Consider the following 17,054-nt stretch of genomic DNA (forward strand, 5'->3'; position numbering starts at 1 on the left):
CCTGTTCCCATGCCGAACACAGAAGTTAAGCTCTTGAGCGCCAATGGTAGTTGGGGGCTGTCCCCCTGCGAGAGTAGGACGTTGCTAGGCATACATAAAGCACAGTTGATTATTCAACTGTGCTTTTTTAGGTGTTCTTAAATGTTTTTCAGAAACGAAGTGTTAACTGAAAGGAAGACAAACAGCTTAGACCAAACGTTATAAGAAAAAAAGTAAAACAAATAAAAATATAGAGCAAATTATCGATGTAACTAATTGACGAATGACAATACCTGCTGCCGTTTTTAGACCAAGTTCTCGGCCAATTGTCCATATAGTGACGAAGCATGCACTTAGTGTTGATGCCATGAAAACCAGTAGAAATAGCTGGCTGACAGAAAGCTGTGCGAGAAGAGCACCATTCCCTTGATTGAAAACGAGCATGCCATCTTTACGAATCATGGAGAAAGCAAGCCCTACTCCTGCATCTAATGGTAAATGCAATAATGCTAATAATGGATAAAATAGATATGCGATAAAATGAATAACATTAAAGAAATTAAGAAAAGAAGCAACAATACAGATTAAAATGAAAATCGGCATTGCTTGAAGCAAAAATTGCTTCACGACACCTTTCAAGCGAAAAATGGTCCCCTTCAGTGTTGGAGCTTGTAAAAAAGATCGTCGAATAAAAGTGGGGCCTCCTAATGCTGTAGTGCCGTGAGCATACCAAAGACGTGTGTGGAGAATACCGCCAAGAAATAAAAGCCCTATGTATGGAAGAAATAGCCAAACATGATGAGCAGCACTAAAGAGGGACAGTGTTGCTCCGATTTGATAACTACAGCTTGATCCGAACGCAATCAGTGATATGCAGGAGGTTCGTGTACAGTAACTACAATTGCGCGTTTGGAAAACGGCAACAACCTTACACCCAAATCCAGTTAAAACAGGAACAAGATCCTGACCATTTAAACCAATTTTTCTAAGCGGAGGATCTAAGCAGTCAACTATACGATCCTTCAGACCACTTTCATCAACAACAGCAGTACTAAAACCAATCAGAACAACAACCGGAAAAGCCCAAATAAACGAATAAATACCCAATGAGAGCAATCCATAATTTCCAACTAATAATTCCTTCAAAATAGAGGGCAGACCGTTCAAGCTTTCACTGAGGGGATGAATGACAAATTGATCTGCTAATGGCTGGATAACTCCAGAGAGCTGATAAGCTATCACAACTGGAATAAGAAAGATAGCAAGAATAAAGATCAACGCCTGAATATAGCCAAATAAGTTTTGACTAAAAATACGCTCTTTCGGAATCACATCATCCAGATGTATTTTAGTTAATAAATCAAGCTGGGAGCGAGTCAACGGTTCTTGCTCATAAATGAAGGAACGAATGTTAGCACATTGTTCCTCTTTTACTTTTCGTGAATCAACCACTATGAATGGTAAGTGATGTTGAAGTATAAATTTTCGCAGCAGCTGTTTGCTGGATTCTTGCATTTTATCAGCATGGGAAACAAGAATGACAAATGGTTTTTGTTGGTCTGTAACGAGTGGAAGGAGCTGGTTGAGCTCGTCATAAAACTGAGTTCCTCTAACAACCAGGATGAATCGACTTGCACGCTCGATTTCCTTTTTTACTACATGATTTGATAAGCTATCGTCAATCCTGATTCCAGGACTATCTACAAATTCTCCATCTGCAATTTTCTGAACTCGGATACTGTAGGTAGATCCCTTTACATTTATTTCATCACCAACATGATTACCAGTAAGATGAGAGAAAAGTGTTGTTTTTCCGGAAGATTCAAGACCAATAAGTAAAACACGCTCAACGACGGCGTTGTTAAACGGCTTTTTTTCCTCTAGCATTCGCAATTCACCTCGCAGCAGCTTAGATCCTCCAGATACATTTGATTTGCACGATACTCAGTGAATACATTAGAATCATGTGGCAAATGAAAGCGATCAACAATTGTCTGCGCAACCACTGCAAAGCGTTGACGAAATTTATAAATAAAACAGAAGACAGCTTGATGATGCTGCACATTAGGTCCAATCAAAAATAAATTTTGTACCAATGTCGATTCATCATTTTCCGTTAATAATGGTTTTCCATTTTCCTGCCATTCAAATAATGAGTCAATTTGCTTCGCACCAGAAATAAACCCAGTTGCTAAGATAGGTTTGGTTTTAGCTTCAAATGTTGATCCATCAGATAAGGAAAATTGAAAACTAGTACCAAGTTTTTTAATAGATTGTACAGATGTATTTTCAATAATACGCAGGAGCTTTGTACGAAGTGCGAGGCGTAGGCGTTCTTGCGTAAATGGTGATAGTGAAAGGCTTGGGTCCGCATCCTGCTCATTAGGAAATAAAAAAGTAGGACTGATCAGCGTTACTTTCTTCCCAAGGCTGGTAAGATGATAAGCGGCATCTACACCACTTTCATAACCGCCAATAACCGTCGCGTGTTCCGCACGGATTTTTTTCCAACTTTTGATTTGCCCATTATGCCGAGCAAATTCTGCACCGGGAAAGGGGCGATCATTCGGAAATTGAAACTCACCGGTTGCCCAAATTAAGGTACGCGTTTCAATTAATCCATGATTGGTCTCCAGTTTGAAAACATCTTGTTCTTTCTTTACATGAATGACTTTTGTCTGTTCTATTATTGGTAGTTCAAAATAACTTGCTAATAATTGAAGATAATCTCCATACTCTTCTCCACTCAAGTGTTCTTTATTAAAGGTATAGGCAGGGGATGTATTAGGTGCAATTGCGTTTAGATCCAATGCTCCGAATCCCTGCCCTGTGAAGGAAGGTGTGATTAATCGCATTTCCTTTGGCCATTGATAAAATGAAGATCCAACTATGTCTTTTTCTAATATCGAAAAGTTTACAATTCCAAGTTTTTTGAATAAAACACCAAGTCCAATGCCAGATGGGCCTGCACCGACAATTATAATGTTCTGCATATGTTGAACACCTCATTATTTCTTTTAAATAGTAATGATTACGGTTTAAAGACTATTATAAGTAAGTCATTCAGTCAAGTCAAACACTTTGGAGAAAAATAGAATGGTATAAAAACAGAACTATTTAATGTGTAACGAATAAACCGATTTTTTTGTAGATAAAAATCTAATTGTGTCGACTTATGAATTAGTATCGAAAATGGATAATAGCAAAAAAATTTTCTATTAAAACCTATTTGACATATTAGAATTATAGACATTATAATACGCTTATAAAATTTTTAAAAAATTTGCAAATTTTAGATATTTGCATAGAAGGAGGAATTCTTTATGGGGGTACAATTTGCCTATTGGGCGCCGAATGTAAGTGGAGGATTGGTTATTTCAAATATTCCTCAGAAAACGGGCTGGTCATTTGAAGACAACAAACGATACGCACAAATTGCAGAAGCAAATGGGTTTGACTATGTATTATTGCAAACTAGATTTTTTGCCAGCTATGGTGCAGAAAAACAATTAGAAGCTGCAACCCTTGCTTCTGCATTAGCTGTATCAACGAAAAAACTTAACATTATTACAGCAGTTTTACCTGGCTTGTGGCATCCAGGCGTGATCGCAAAAATCATTGCGACAATCGATCACATTAGTAACGGTCGTGCTGCCATCAATATTGTAAGTGGCTGGTTTAAAGGAGAATTTAACGGTTACGGAGAACCTTGGCTAGAACATGATGAACGCTATCGTCGTTCTGAGGAATTTATTGAAGTCATTCGTAGCTTATGGACAAATGAAACAACAACGTATAAAGGGGACTTTTATCGCCTGAATGAAGCTCCACTCAAGCCGAAACCTATTCAGTCCCCAAAAATCTTCCAAGGCGGCAATTCAAAAGCTGCGAAAGAAATGGCTGGACGTGTTTCCGATGTGTACTTTATGAATGGAGGCTCTCTGGAAGAAATAAAAGCTCAGATTGATGAAGTGAAAGCATTACGAAAAGCAAATGGGACGGGGGATATTCAGTTCGGAGTAAATGGTTTCGTCATTGTCCGCGATACGGAAGAAGAAGCGAAACAAGTGTTGCGAGATATCATCGTCAGTGCCAATGAAGAGGCTGTGGAGGGATTTAGAGATTCTGTGGCGGCCGCAGGGAAAGCATCTCCTGAAGGAAAGGGAATGTGGGCGGATTCAACTTTTGAAAATTTAGTTCAATACAACGACGGCTTCAAAACAGGATTAATCGGAACTGCTGAACAAGTAGCCAATCAAATATTAGAGCTGAAGAAAATTGGTATTGACATCGTATTAACAGGATTCCTCCATTACGATGAAGACCTAAAAGCATTTGGTGAAAAGGTCATTCCATTAGTTCAACAAAAGGAAGCGGCATTTAACAATGTTGCCGTAGCAAAATAAAGAGAATAATCGTTCAACAATACTAAAAATGAAGGGGGCACACGAATGACTGTCCATTATTTATTAGATTCTAAAGAAAAGCAAAGAGAAAGAGCACATCGAGATTTTCCAACATTCACTACGCCGATAGCGATTGATTCTATTGAATTTCAACAATTGTTAACTAAAATAGCTGAAGATGCTGAAAGACGTAGAAAGGCAGATACGGAAGAACACCCATACTATGGGGTGAAATTAATTCGCCAGGCTAAATTAGGTGCTCTTCGCTTGCCTGTCGAACTGGGTGGTAGCGGTGTAAGCATCCGAGATATTTTTCAAGTGGTGATTCGTTTAGCAGAAGCAGATCCAGATGTTGCACACATCCTGCGTTACCATTATTATCAAGTGGAACTTTTTCTTCTGAATCCACATACGGAACAAAACAAACAATATTTGAAAAAAGTCGCAGCAGGAGAGCTTATTGGCAATGCATTCACAGAAATATCTAAAAAAGATGTTGGAACGTTAACGTTTGAAACAACTATTACGCCAGATGGTGATGGGTATCGATTAAATGGTACAAAATATTTTAGTACAGGAACATTATATGCAGACTTGGTAGCTGTCATGGCAACTTCTCCGGAGGGACAAACAATATCTGCGATTATCCCAACGGATCGAGAAGGTCTAATTTTAGAAGATGATTGGGATGGCATTGGACAAAGATTGACTGGAAGTGGAACGACAAGATTAAATCATGTTTACGTTCAGAAGGACGAGGTAACAGTCGTTCATGTTGACGATACACCATTCAACTCCCATTTACAGCTTTATTTACAAGCTGTAATTACGGGGATCGTACACAATATTGTGGCTGATGCAAAGGCATTAGTTCTGGGGAGAGCAAGATCATTTACGTTTGCTGCCGCTAATACTCCATCAGCTGATCCACAGCTTCTACAAATTATAGGACAGCTTTCGAGCAGTGCCTTTGCTGCTGAAACGATTGTTCTTGAAGCAGCTTCTGCCCAGGATAAAGCTGTTCGCTTAGCCGTAAATGGTGTCATTGATTTTTCTCTTAGTCATAAGGCTTCACTTCGAGCGGCTCAGGCTAAAGTAATCGTGGATGAGCTTGCTTTAAAAGCAGCCTCATTCCTATTTGATGTTGGTGGAGCTTCCGCAACAAGAAAATCTGCACATTTGGACCGTCATTGGCGCAATATCCGTACAATCGCCTCCCATAATCCAGATGTATATAAATCTCGTGCAATAGGCGACTATATTGTCAACGGAAATGAACTCCCGATTAAAAGTGTATATTTTTAAGAATGGCTCAATTTCATAAGCCGTTTTCTTCTTAGAAAGTATGAATGTTTTATTATGAACAATTTTAATTATGATGAAGTGGAGGATAGCGGCTTCTCGAAAAGCATGCATTTACAATCAACATAGGGCATCTTCTCTTTTTCGTTTGATCACTGTAATTGTAACGAAAAGGAGGGAGGTGCCCCATTTTTACTGGAAAAGCGCTTTAATACGGAGAAGGGATTAGAACAATGAAATGAATTCAAAAAAAATCATCGGCATAATGATGATCTATAAGTGAAGTGTAGAGACATAGATTCATAAATCCTATAAGTTATTAGTATGATTCATTAGGGATGTCTAGAGTCAATCATGTATAATAAACGTAATAGTATATGTGGAAGGGTTAGTCATCATGACGAATAAATTATTTTTTACATTTGAAGGTCCAGAAGGTGCAGGAAAAACAACTGTCCTCAAAATGGTAGTCAGCAAATTACAAGAAGAGGGAAAAGAAGTGATTGCAACACGTGAACCGGGTGGTAGTGTTATTGCAGAAGAAATTAGGCAAGTCATTTTAAACCCAGCTCATACAGAAATGGATGCAAAAACGGAAGCTCTATTATATGCTGCTGCAAGAAGTCAGCATTTTGTTGAAAAGATAGAGCCTGCACTAAAACAAGGAAAATTAGTGTTATGTGATCGTTTCATCGATTCGTCATTAGCTTATCAAGGAATCGGTCGAGGGTTAGGTATTGAGGGAGTCAAGTCCATCAACGAATTTGCCATTGGTCAACGAATGCCAGATATGACGATCCTTTTTGATTTAGATCCTAAGATAGGGTTGGCGCGCATTAATGCTCATAAAAATAGAGAAATAAATCGCCTAGATGTTGAAAGCCTCGCGTTTCATCAAAAAGTACGGGAAGCCTATTTAAAACTTGCGGAAGAGTTCCCAGAAAGAATTTATGTTATTGATGCTAGTCAATCATTAGAAGAGGTTTTTCAAAATGTCTGGAAAGTTTTGAAAAATGCGGTATAAAGTAAATGAAGTGAAAGTATAAAATATGTTATAATTATGATTGAATCTATATACATTAAGGGGTGAATGCCGATGAAATTGGTTGTGGCCGTTGTACAAGATCAGGATAGTAACCGTCTTTCAAACGCTTTAACGAAAAATAATTTTCGCGCAACAAAGTTGGCCAGTACAGGTGGATTTCTTCGCTCAGGAAATACCACATTCTTAATTGGTACTGAAGATTCACTAACTCAAAAAGTATTAGATATCATCCGAGATAATTGTCGTTCTCGTGAGCAAATGGTGGCACCTATATCGCCAATGGGAGGAAATGCAGATGCGTATATCCCTTATCCGGTAGAAGTTGAGGTAGGGGGAGCGACTGTTTTCGTTTTACCAATCGACCAGTTTCATCATTTCTAGAGATGGAGGGACAATTAGGTGAAAATTAACCAAGACCTACGTATAGGATTGGATACAGCTAGACAAAAATTGCCCATTCATCAATCAGCTACACGTTTTGGTGAATTAGTTGTAAAGTCTGGGCAACGCATGCAGACAGAACAGATTACAAAGCTATTAGGCGATATATCAACAGCAGGCGACCGTATTGCAAAATCTAGGAATTTACGAGATTTAGCAAAATTTAAAATGCTCGTTAAGAGATTTTTAAAAGAAGCCGTGTCATATGGTTTGGAATTAAAACAATCTCATACTTGGAATCGTTTTGGTGAAGGTCGCCGTCTGAAAGTAGTAAATACAATTGACGAAAAACTAATAGAGTTAACAGAAGACGTTCTAAATGAAGAAAAGGATTCTGTGGATTTATTAGCTAAAATAGGTGAGATTAAAGGATTGTTAATCAACCTTTATACGTAAACCCCGTGTCTTTCGGAGCTCCGAAGCACGGGATTTTTTCAAACAATGAAAAGGTGATGGATAATGCATACAGCTGAAGAACTACTTCAATTACAACCGGTAGTCATGAAGCAGCTTCAAATGATTTTTGAAAAAAGCCGAGTAGGGCATGCGTACATATTCGAGGGTGGAAAAGGTACTGGAACAGAAGAAGTGATGCTTTTCTTTGTTCAGTTGTTATTATGTGAAAATCCACAAAATAATGTTCCATGTGAAACATGTCGTAGCTGTCAACGCATTAAGTCAGGAAATCACCCTAATTTTCATCAAGTATATCCTGAAGGGCAATATATCAAGGTAGATGCGATTGAAAAATTATTGAATGAAATGAGTAAGACAGGGTTAGAAGAAGGGCGTAAAATTTATGTCATTCATAATGCTGAACAATTGAATGTAAAATCAGCCAATAAGTTATTAAAGTTTTTAGAAGAACCTGAAGGTGTTGTAACAGCTATATTCGTGACTCAAAACATTAATGCGATTATCCCAACGATTCGTTCACGCTGTCAGCATATTAAATTTCAAGAAATTCAGCGAAATGTCATGATAAAAGAGTTGGTCGCTGAGGGGATCACACAGTCTATGGCGGCAACTGTCAGCATGGTAACAAGCGATTTAGAGGAAGCCTTGTCTCTTGCAAAAGATGATGCGTTTGCACAGTCTAGAAAGACAGTGTTAAAATTGGTAGAAGCAACTTTTAGAAATGTACATGAAGCAATGCTAGTTGTGCATGAAGACTGGTTACCTCTTTTTAAAGAAAAAGAGCAGATAGAACTAGCTTTAGATTTAATGTTATTTGCTTTTCGAGATATAGTAGCTATTAAAGCAAACGCAGAAGCGATGTGTACGTATCCTGATTTACTTTCAACATGGAAGGAAGCGGCACTTCACACAACCTTCGATAAGTTATCGTCGCAATTGCAAGCCATTTTAAATGCTCGTAAACAATTGCAAAGTAATATGAACAAGACGTTGATGATGGAGCAGTTGATGCTGAATCTGCAGGAGGGAAAAGCCTTTGTATAAAGTAGTAGGTGTTCGCTTTAAAAAAGCGGGTAAAATATATTATTTTGATCCTGGAGAGTATTCTTTGGAAAAAGGTCAATATGTGATTGTAGAAACAGCCAGGGGTATTGAGTATGGAAAAGTCGTCGTTTCTATGAAACAAGTCGGAGAAAATGACGTTGTTTTGCCACTTAAACAGGTGGTACGTCCAGCAAATGAACGTGATCGTATACAAGTTGATGAAAATTCACTAGAGTCTAAGCGTGCTTTTGATCTGGCAACAGGTAAAATAGTGGAACATGGTCTAGAAATGAAATTAGTAGACGTTGAATATACATTTGATCGCAATAAGATTATCTTTTATTTCACAGCTGAAGGAAGAGTAGATTTTCGTGAACTGGTCAAAGATCTTGCAGCCATTTTCCGAACGCGTATTGAACTTAGACAAATTGGCGTTCGTGATGAGGCTAAAATGTTAGGCGGTATTGGACCGTGTGGACGGATGTTATGCTGTTCTACATTTTTGGGGGATTTTGAGCCAGTATCTATAAAAATGGCAAAAGATCAAAACTTATCGCTCAATCCTTCAAAAATCTCAGGATTGTGTGGGCGGTTAATGTGCTGTTTAAAATATGAAAATGATGAATATGAAGAGGTACGAGGACAAATGCCTGATGTAGGTGAAAATGTGACAACACCAGATGGTAAGGGAAAAGTAATCGGACTGAACATATTAGAACGCGTGCTCCAAGTTGAATTATCTGAGGAACAACGAATCTTAGAATATACATTGGACGAATTGTTACAGTATGAAAATAGTTCCGTTCAATAGTGGGAATAACGAGGTGGCTTGAGTGAAGGACCGTAATTTTTTAAATAGTGTTATGGAGTTCGAACAACAGCTTGAATCGATGCAAACACAATTTGAGGCATTGAAGAAATTTGTTGCACTCATGATGGAAGAGCATCAAACATTACAGATGGAGAATAACCATCTTCGGACACGTTTAGAGGAAGTTCTTTCTGCGAAACAAGAGGGATCTGTTGAGTCAAATGATGAGGGAGAAAAGCAACAAATAATTGATGTAGGAGAGGGATATGATAATCTTGCTCGACTATATCATGAAGGATATCATGTCTGTCATGTACATTTTGGTAGTTCGAGAAAGGGCGAGGATTGTTTGTTCTGCCTATCGTTCTTAAATAAACAATAATTGATAAAGAAGACTGATTTCTCGTAAAAAGTAGATGTCAGTCTTTTATTATGTTGGAGGGCAAATGAATGGAACCATGGTTGAAAGAAGATGAAAGATTGGATTATTTGTTGGCAGAAGATTTGCGTATTATCCAAAGTCCATCTGTTTTTTCATTTTCGTTGGATGCCGTTTTATTATCCAAATTTGTTAGTATACCCTATCAAAAAGGGAATATCGTAGATCTATGTGCTGGAAATGGTGCGATTCCATTATTTTTAAGTGCAAGAACAAGAGGGCATATAACGGCTGTAGAATTACAAGATCGACTTGTTGATATGGCGAGTAGAAGTGTACAATACAATCAATTACAGGAGCAAATTACAGTTATGCAAGGCGATGTTCGGACGATTGCTCCATTATTAGGTATTGAAAATTATGATGTGGTAACGTGTAATCCACCTTATTTTCCTGCCTATAAGGCAAGTGAAAAAAATGTAAAAAAGCATGTCGCCATTGCGAGGCATGAAATTTATTTGAAATTAGATGAGATGGTTTATTCTGCGAGTAAACTACTAAAACAAGGTGGTAAAGCAGCATTTGTCCATCGCCCGGGACGATTGCTAGATATTGTAATAGCTATGCGAGCAAATCGTCTAGAACCAAAACGAATTCGCTTTGTCTATCCAAAAGAGGGGAAAGAAGCGAACATGTTATTAGTAGAAGGGATAAAAGATGGTAAGCCTGATTTAAAGATTTTACCGCCTTTATATATCTATGAAGCAGATGGGGAATATACAACCGAAGTGAGTGAAATGCTATATGGCAGCAAGCAATAATCATGTGATGTATGTATTAGAATGTTCGGATGGTACTTACTATACAGGGTATACAAACGATTTAGAAAAAAGGATTGCGACACATAATGCTGGTAAGGGTGCGAAATATACAAAAGCACGTAGACCTGTACACTGTGTTTATTTTGAAACATTTGAAAATAAGCATGATGCAATGAGTGCAGAATATGGTTTCAAACAATTAACGAGACAACAAAAGCTGCATTATATGGCAACAAGGAGTGAAACAGAATGAAATCACAAAAAAGCTCGATGCATGAGAAGGGGAGCTGTTTATATTTAGTAGCAACTCCTATTGGCAATTTGGAAGATATGACGATGCGGGCAATACGAATATTAAAAGAAGCAGATATTATTGCAGCAGAAGATACTAGAAATACAAAGAAGCTTTGCAATTATTTTGACATAGAAACGCCATTAGTAAGTTATCACGATCATAACCAAGCACAAGGTGGAGAAAAATTACTTCAATTTTTAAGAGAAGGGAAAACAGTCGCACTTGTAAGCGATGCTGGTTTACCTTGTATTTCAGATCCAGGAGCAGATATTGCCGCAAAAGCTATTGAGGAAGATTTTGCAGTAGTTCCGATACCTGGTGCTAATGCAGCGATCACTGCGCTTATTGCTTCAGGTCTATCACCACAGCCTTTCTTTTTTTACGGCTTTTTAAGTCGCCATAAAAAAGATCGTAAAGACTCACTGGAATCATTGAAAAAGCGCCATGAAACAATTCTATTTTATGAAGCACCACATCGTTTAAAAGAAACTTTAAAGGATATACAGGGGGTATTTGGCAATCGTCATATTGTCATGGCTCGTGAATTAACAAAGAAATTTGAGGAATTTTTACGTGGAACTGTAGATGAAGCGATCGAATGGGCAAATGATCATGAAATTCGTGGAGAGTTCTGCCTAGTAGTTGAAGGTAATCTAGGTGGAGAAGAAGAGGAAGAAGAAAATTGGTGGGGAAAACTATCCATTATAGAGCATGTCGACCAACTTATTTCTGAACAAAAACTTTCTTCAAAAGAAGCTATAAAAGAGGTTGCTAAGGCCCGCGGATTAGCAAAGAGAGAAGTTTACCAACAATATCATATTGAATCATGAGCCAAAAATCATTCGATTCATATTTATAGTGCTAGATAACCTAAAAATATCTATCTTGCTGAATCCTTGATCGAGGAATTGACGTAATTTGAGGCTAGCCTTAAAAAACTGGTTTGAATAGAGAAGCGTAAAGATTATTTTAAAAAAATAAAAGCCCATCCGAAACGGCGAATATTTCGGATGGGTTTTTTCATTTATGAAAATCACATTTGAAAGCAAGGTAAGGTAATAAAGTAAAAATAGCTTTTTATTTTATATCTTGTTGCTTGAAATTGCTAAATTCAATAAATTATTTATTATTTAATTTAGCTTGGATTTCTTTCATAAGGATTTGTGCACCTTCAGGGCTAAGAATTAGATTACCTCCAGCTAAACGGAAGTTATCATCAGATACTTCACCAGTTACAGCACATGTCATATTAGGCATGTATTTTTTTAAGATGATTTTGTCATCATCCACATAAATTTCCAATGCGTCTTTTTCGGCGATGCCTAAAGTACGGCGAAGTTCGATTGGAATAACCACGCGACCAAGTTCATCAACTTTACGTACAATACCAGTAGATTTCATAACAAGAGTTCCTCCTCTATTCATATTATTCGTCAAATTTCGACATAAACTCTGTTTCCGATGTATATCATACCAACTAATGCCATAAACGTCAATTATTTTTTCTCGCATTAGTAACTTTTTTTCAAAAAATTTCCGTTCTTTAAGGATATTAATCATACGGGGTTGTTTTATTTTACACAATATTTGTGCTTTTATACTGTTTTTTGCTTAAAATTCAAAATAATTTTCAAAAAAATCATTCGACAAAATTAGACAAAAATAAGTTGAGTAAACTTTAATTGAAAGGTTTTTCGTACTCAGATAAAATAGAAGGTATACTGTATAGCACTGGAGGAAGTTTTCGTGACAAATGAAAAGAAAACATTCTATATTACAACCCCAATTTACTACCCAAGTGGTAAATTCCATATTGGTACTGCGTACACAACTGTAGCAGCAGATACGATGGCTCGTTACAAACGATTACGAGGATATGATGTTCGATTACAAACAGGAATGGATGAGCACGGTCAAAAAATCCAAGAAAAAGCAGCAGAAGCAAAGAAACATCCAAAAGAATATGTCGATGAGATTGCAGCAGCAGCTAAAAAGCTTTGGAAACTAATGGACATCTCTTACGATGATTTTATCCAAACGACTGAAGAGAGACATACGAAAACTGTAGAGAAAATTTTCAAAAAATTCTTAGATAATGGTGATATTTATAAGGGTGAATATGAAGGATGGTACTGTACACCATGTGAGTCTTTCTTTACAGATACACAACTAGATAATGGCAATTGTCCAGACTGCGGTCGACCTGTCCATAGAGTAAAAGAAGAATCCTATTTCTTTAATATGAATAAATACGCAGATCGCCTTTTACAATTTTATGAGGAAAATCCGGAATTCATCCAACCGGAATCACGGAAAAATGAAATGATTAATAATTTCATTAAACCGGGACTAGAAGATCTTTCTGTATCTCGTACTTCATTTGATTGGGGCATTCGTGTACCTGGAGATCCTAAGCATGTTATTTATGTTTGGGTAGATGCTTTAACAAACTATATAACAACATTAGGATATGGTACAGAACATGATGAAGATTTCAAAAAATACTGGCCGGCAGATGTCCAAGTGGTTGGAAAAGATATCGTGAGATTCCATACAATCTATTGGCCAATTTTCTTGATGGCTTTAGGTTTACCACTTCCTAAAAAAGTATTCGCTCATGGTTTCATCATGATGAAAGACGGCAAAATGTCCAAATCTAAAGGGAATGTCGTTTATCCTGAAATGTTAATTGAACGTTATGGTTTAGACGCCACACGTTACTTCTTGCTACGTGAACTGCCTTTTGGTCAAGATGGTGTATTCTCTCCAGAGTCATTTGTTGAACGTACGAACTATGACCTTGCCAATGATCTAGGTAACTTATTGAACCGAACTGTTTCAATGATGAATAAATATTTTGATGGCATTATCCCAACGGAAGGTTTAGAGCCTACAGAATTTGATAAATCTCTTCAAGCACAAGCAAAAGAAACACAAGCAAAATATGAAGAAGATATGGAAAAAATGCAATTCAGCGTTGTATTAGCAGATGTATGGGAATTGATATCTCGTACGAACAAATATATAGATGAAACACAACCATGGGTGCTTGCTAAAGATGAGACCTTACAGGGTCAGCTTGCAACAGTTATGCATAATTTAGCAGAAAGTCTACGTCGTGTGGCGATCATGATTCAACCATTTATGACAAATTCACCAAAAGAGATTGTTCGCCAACTTGGCTTATCAGAAAAATTACTTGCATGGGATACGTTAAATGAAGAAAATGTCATTCCAAAAGGAACAAAGGTAGTCGACAAAGGAGTTCCTATCTTCCCTCGTCTAGATACAGAAGAAGAAGTAACTTATATTCGAGATCAAATGCGTCAATCTGTTAAGACTCCTACTGAGGAACCTAAAAAAGAGGAAGTTTCGGAAATTACCATTGATGATTTCATGAAAGTCGATCTCCGTGTAGCAACAGTGACAGCCTGTGACAAAGTTCCAAAGGCTGATAAATTGTTAAAGCTTCAATTAGATTTAGGTTATGAACAACGTCAAGTCGTATCAGGGATAGCAGAATATTATCAACCACAAGAGTTAGTAGGACGTAAAGTAATTGTCGTAGCAAATCTAAAACCTGTAAAACTTCGTGGCGAATTATCACAAGGTATGATTTTAGCCGGAAGTAAAGATGGGGTATTAACGCTAGCAACTGTTGATGAGAAGCTAGAAAATGGAGCAAAAGTTAAATAATCAAGTTAAATCTAAATGGATTAGATATGGGAACCTGCTGGAAAGTAACAGCAGGTTTTTGTATCTAATAGCCGATGTTGATTAGAAAGAAATTAGGCAATATATTTGGCATTATTCTTAAAGAAACATGTATTTTGGGCTCCATTTGTGTAGATTTTCGCTGAGACTTGCTTGAGCCCTCGAAAATGCATACGTATTTCCTTTGTAGTAAATTGATGAATATCAATAGTATTTTTAAATAAAATCTAAAAAAAACACCATAGTGTTTTATAGATTAGGCAGTAAGTATAATCCAAAGTGTAATGTTTGTAATAAAACTGTAATTTGGATGAGAACTGTGAAATGGTTTATTTAGATACAATGTTAATCATGTGAGGAGAATGAATATGTTTATAGATACGCATGTCCATTTAAATGCTGAACAATACGATAATGACTTACAAGATGTAATCGATCGTGCTCTAGCAGCCGATGTCAAAAAAATGATCGTAGTGGGTTTTGATCGTCCAACAATCACTCGCGCAATGGAATTGATTGATCAATATGATTTCCTATATGCGGCGATAGGATGGCATCCGGTTGATGCGATAGATTGCAAAGAAGAAGATTTGCGATGGATCGAAAAATTAGCAGCACATCCAAAAGTTGTGGCAATTGGTGAAACAGGATTAGATTATCACTGGGACAAGTCACCAAAAGACATTCAACAAGAGCTGCTACGAAAACAAATCCATTTAGCAAAACGTGTCAAATTACCAATTGTGATTCATAATCGTGAGGCAACAGCAGACTGTGTGCGTATTTTACAGGAAGAACACGCCGAAGAAGTTGGCGGTGTCATGCACTGTTTTAGTGGTAGCGTTGAAACAGCACAAGTATGTATCAAGATGAATTTTATGATTAGTCTAGGTGGTCCTGTTACATTTAAAAACGCAAAAAAACCAAAGGCAGTAGCAATGGCAATCCCTTTACAATATTTGATGATTGAAACAGATGCTCCGTATCTTGCACCACATCCATATCGTGGTAAAAGAAATGAGCCCTCGTTTGTGCCATTAGTCGCGCAGGAAATCGCACGATTGAAGGGTTTAACGATGGAAGAAGTAGCGCAAAAAACGACTGAAAATGCGCATCGTTTTTTCAAAGTGTAAGCTTAAAAAGAGTTAAATAAACAAATATCTCCCACATTCAAAATAGGATCTTCAACTCTTTTTCAATAATTTGTAAAATAGAATATCTGTTAACCATCAAAAAAGAGTCTATATAATCCAGAGTGAATGATAAGGAGACATTTATATGATAAATAATTCCATAAGAAAACTATTTTTAAAAGCATTAAAAAAACATCGAATAACAAGTAGTATAGCTATATTTTTATTAAGTATTACGGCTATGGTAAGCATAATATTTGCTGGCTTCATAGAGTTTGGACAAGTAGATGGTCAACAATCAGAAAAATGGATGGCAGCAAATACAATGAGTGATGGACATGCCAGCAACATAGGGAAATGGATTTCACTGAATAGCAATCATTTGTATGAGCAGAAAAATGATAAAATTTATAAGCAACCATCAGGAGAAACTTCGACTACGGTCGCTGACTTTTTAAAGCAACCTTCAGTTGAGTCAGGAGAAAATAGCGCAATTCTAAAAAATGAAGATACGCAAAATGCAAATGACACTACTGTATCTAACGTTCGAGTAGAAAAGGCCATCGATGTAGTGGAAGACTCCCATTATTCTGCCAATAAAAATTCTAACAAAAAAATTACGCTCGTAAGTAATCCAAAGAAATATCATACAACTGGAAATTTAAATATGCGTAAGGGTCCAAGTAAGAAATATAGAATCATCAAGGTTATACCTAAAGGTAAAAACGTTACGTATAAGGGCAAAAAAGGTAGTTGGTATAAAGTAACATATGGTGGAAAAACGGGCTATGTATCAAAATCCTATTTGCGATCAGGCTCTATCAAAAAAGTGTCCAACTCACTTGACGGCAAATCTATGTACGTTACATCAACTGCATATACTGCATATTGTAATGGATGCTCTGGCAAAACAGCCATTGGTATTAATCTACGAAAGGATCCATATAAAAAAGTTATCGCGGTAGATCCAAGAGTCATCCCGTTGCGTAAAATGGTTTATGTAAGTGGTTATGGTTTAGCAATAGCTGGTGACACAGGTGGTGCTATTAAGGGACATAGAATCGATGTATTCATGCCAACAAAACGACAAGCATACAGTTGGGGACGTCGAACAGTTAAAATTACCCTTCAAGATTAAAATGATCAGGCTGGGACATAATTAGCTTCAAATAGTGGTAAAGGAGAATTTGAGTGAATTCAAATTCTCCTTTACCTATTTTTGGCTACTTACAAGCGGAAGCAACCGGACTGAGCAAAGCAAGGGAGA

General features: G+C 37.2%; 17 protein-coding genes and 1 rRNA gene. 15 read left to right on the plus strand and 3 right to left on the minus strand.

The genetic code is table 11. The annotated features are described in order from the left end of the window. Positions 1–90 (plus strand): 5S ribosomal RNA (gene rrf / locus FEU33_RS18130); the annotation flags it as partial. Between the two features lie 108 nt (positions 91–198). On the opposite strand, the gene FEU33_RS18135 is transcribed toward rrf, so the two are convergent. Both FEU33_RS18135 and FEU33_RS18140 read right to left on the minus strand, forming a co-directional pair. Further along, positions 199–1,866, minus strand: coding sequence for a nucleoside recognition domain-containing protein (locus FEU33_RS18135; RefSeq protein WP_146550880.1), 1,668 nt, complete (start codon positions 1,864–1,866; stop codon positions 199–201). After that, the gene (locus tag FEU33_RS18140; protein WP_146550881.1) at positions 1,860–2,972 is read right to left on the minus strand and encodes an NAD(P)/FAD-dependent oxidoreductase; all 1,113 of its coding nucleotides are present in this window, start codon (positions 2,970–2,972) and stop codon (positions 1,860–1,862) included. The genes FEU33_RS18135 and FEU33_RS18140 overlap by 7 nt, the downstream gene beginning before the upstream one ends. Before the next feature lie 330 nt (positions 2,973–3,302). Between FEU33_RS18140 and sfnG the strand changes: the two genes are divergently transcribed. From sfnG to rsmI, 11 genes are all read left to right on the plus strand, one after another. Further along, positions 3,303–4,385: a dimethylsulfone monooxygenase SfnG gene (gene sfnG, locus FEU33_RS18145; RefSeq protein ID WP_146550882.1), complete on the plus strand. Its 1,083-nt coding sequence runs from the start codon at positions 3,303–3,305 to the stop codon at positions 4,383–4,385. Positions 4,386–4,430: 45 nt separating this feature from the next. Beyond that, positions 4,431–5,690: an acyl-CoA dehydrogenase family protein gene (locus tag FEU33_RS18150; protein WP_146550883.1), complete on the plus strand. Its 1,260-nt coding sequence runs from the start codon at positions 4,431–4,433 to the stop codon at positions 5,688–5,690. Between the two features lie 394 nt (positions 5,691–6,084). Beyond that, a complete protein-coding gene (tmk, locus tag FEU33_RS18155) occupies positions 6,085–6,711 on the plus strand; it encodes a dTMP kinase (protein WP_146550884.1) in 627 nt (208 codons plus the stop codon). A gap of 72 nt (positions 6,712–6,783) precedes the next feature. Beyond that, positions 6,784–7,113 (plus strand): cyclic-di-AMP receptor, encoded by a 330-nt coding sequence (locus FEU33_RS18160; protein WP_146550885.1) that lies wholly within the window; start codon positions 6,784–6,786, stop codon positions 7,111–7,113. 18 nt (positions 7,114–7,131) lie between these two features. Further along, complete coding sequence (locus FEU33_RS18165) at positions 7,132–7,569, plus strand: YaaR family protein (RefSeq protein ID WP_146550886.1); 438 nt, start codon at positions 7,132–7,134, stop codon at positions 7,567–7,569. A 60-nt stretch (positions 7,570–7,629) separates the two neighbouring features. Next, positions 7,630–8,634 (plus strand): DNA polymerase III subunit delta', encoded by a 1,005-nt coding sequence (gene holB / locus FEU33_RS18170; RefSeq protein WP_376752457.1) that lies wholly within the window; start codon positions 7,630–7,632, stop codon positions 8,632–8,634. Continuing rightward, positions 8,627–9,445, plus strand: coding sequence for a PSP1 domain-containing protein (locus tag FEU33_RS18175; protein ID WP_146550888.1), 819 nt, complete (start codon positions 8,627–8,629; stop codon positions 9,443–9,445). Before holB ends, FEU33_RS18175 begins: the two co-directional genes overlap by 8 nt. A gap of 22 nt (positions 9,446–9,467) precedes the next feature. After that, entirely contained in the window at positions 9,468–9,827 is a 360-nt protein-coding gene (gene yabA, locus FEU33_RS18180; protein ID WP_146550889.1) for a DNA replication initiation control protein YabA, read from the plus strand. Between the two features lie 68 nt (positions 9,828–9,895). Then, complete coding sequence (locus FEU33_RS18185) at positions 9,896–10,645, plus strand: tRNA1(Val) (adenine(37)-N6)-methyltransferase (RefSeq protein ID WP_146550890.1); 750 nt, start codon at positions 9,896–9,898, stop codon at positions 10,643–10,645. Next, positions 10,629–10,898 (plus strand): GIY-YIG nuclease family protein, encoded by a 270-nt coding sequence (locus FEU33_RS18190; RefSeq protein ID WP_146550891.1) that lies wholly within the window; start codon positions 10,629–10,631, stop codon positions 10,896–10,898. Before FEU33_RS18185 ends, FEU33_RS18190 begins: the two co-directional genes overlap by 17 nt. Further along, entirely contained in the window at positions 10,895–11,770 is an 876-nt protein-coding gene (gene rsmI / locus FEU33_RS18195; protein ID WP_146550892.1) for a 16S rRNA (cytidine(1402)-2'-O)-methyltransferase, read from the plus strand. Before FEU33_RS18190 ends, rsmI begins: the two co-directional genes overlap by 4 nt. Before the next feature lie 289 nt (positions 11,771–12,059). Here the strand turns inward: rsmI and FEU33_RS18200 are convergent, their stop codons facing one another. Next, positions 12,060–12,341 carry a transition state genes transcriptional regulator AbrB gene (locus tag FEU33_RS18200; protein ID WP_146550893.1) on the minus strand — a complete coding sequence of 94 codons (282 nt, stop codon included), beginning with the start codon at positions 12,339–12,341 and terminating at the stop codon, positions 12,060–12,062. A 345-nt stretch (positions 12,342–12,686) separates the two neighbouring features. On the opposite strand from FEU33_RS18200, the gene metG reads away from it, so the two are divergent. The 3 genes from metG to FEU33_RS19345 all read left to right on the plus strand — a co-directional run bounded on the left by metG (position 12,687) and on the right by FEU33_RS19345 (position 16,925). Continuing rightward, positions 12,687–14,636 carry a methionine--tRNA ligase gene (gene metG / locus FEU33_RS18205; protein ID WP_146550894.1) on the plus strand — a complete coding sequence of 650 codons (1,950 nt, stop codon included), beginning with the start codon at positions 12,687–12,689 and terminating at the stop codon, positions 14,634–14,636. A 386-nt stretch (positions 14,637–15,022) separates the two neighbouring features. Further along, the gene (locus FEU33_RS18210; protein ID WP_146550895.1) at positions 15,023–15,787 is read left to right on the plus strand and encodes a TatD family hydrolase; all 765 of its coding nucleotides are present in this window, start codon (positions 15,023–15,025) and stop codon (positions 15,785–15,787) included. Positions 15,788–15,932: 145 nt separating this feature from the next. Beyond that, complete coding sequence (locus tag FEU33_RS19345; protein ID WP_186731484.1) at positions 15,933–16,925, plus strand: 3D domain-containing protein; 993 nt, start codon at positions 15,933–15,935, stop codon at positions 16,923–16,925. The last annotated feature ends 129 nt before the right edge of the window (positions 16,926–17,054 follow it).

This window comes from Rummeliibacillus suwonensis (assembly GCF_007896435.1).
Classification (GTDB): Bacteria; Bacillota; Bacilli; order Bacillales_A; family Planococcaceae; genus Rummeliibacillus; species Rummeliibacillus suwonensis.

What these genes read in the sequence shown, in the direction of transcription:
- FEU33_RS18190 (WP_146550891.1), top strand. Translation starts at nt 10,629, where the DNA reads ATGGCAGCAAGCAATAATCATGTGATGTATGTATTAGAATGTTCGGAT.
- tmk (WP_146550884.1), top strand. Translation starts at nt 6,085, where the DNA reads ATGACGAATAAATTATTTTTTACATTTGAAGGTCCAGAAGGTGCAGGA.
- FEU33_RS18185 (WP_146550890.1), top strand. Translation starts at nt 9,896, where the DNA reads ATGGAACCATGGTTGAAAGAAGATGAAAGATTGGATTATTTGTTGGCA.
- FEU33_RS18210 (WP_146550895.1), top strand. Translation starts at nt 15,023, where the DNA reads ATGTTTATAGATACGCATGTCCATTTAAATGCTGAACAATACGATAAT.
- rsmI (WP_146550892.1), top strand. Translation starts at nt 10,895, where the DNA reads ATGAAATCACAAAAAAGCTCGATGCATGAGAAGGGGAGCTGTTTATAT.
- FEU33_RS19345 (WP_186731484.1), top strand. Translation starts at nt 15,933, where the DNA reads ATGATAAATAATTCCATAAGAAAACTATTTTTAAAAGCATTAAAAAAA.
- FEU33_RS18160 (WP_146550885.1), top strand. Translation starts at nt 6,784, where the DNA reads ATGAAATTGGTTGTGGCCGTTGTACAAGATCAGGATAGTAACCGTCTT.
- FEU33_RS18200 (WP_146550893.1), bottom strand. Translation starts at nt 12,341, where the DNA reads ATGAAATCTACTGGTATTGTACGTAAAGTTGATGAACTTGGTCGCGTG.
- FEU33_RS18150 (WP_146550883.1), top strand. Translation starts at nt 4,431, where the DNA reads ATGACTGTCCATTATTTATTAGATTCTAAAGAAAAGCAAAGAGAAAGA.
- FEU33_RS18140 (WP_146550881.1), bottom strand. Translation starts at nt 2,972, where the DNA reads ATGCAGAACATTATAATTGTCGGTGCAGGCCCATCTGGCATTGGACTT.
- FEU33_RS18135 (WP_146550880.1), bottom strand. Translation starts at nt 1,866, where the DNA reads ATGCTAGAGGAAAAAAAGCCGTTTAACAACGCCGTCGTTGAGCGTGTT.
- sfnG (WP_146550882.1), top strand. Translation starts at nt 3,303, where the DNA reads ATGGGGGTACAATTTGCCTATTGGGCGCCGAATGTAAGTGGAGGATTG.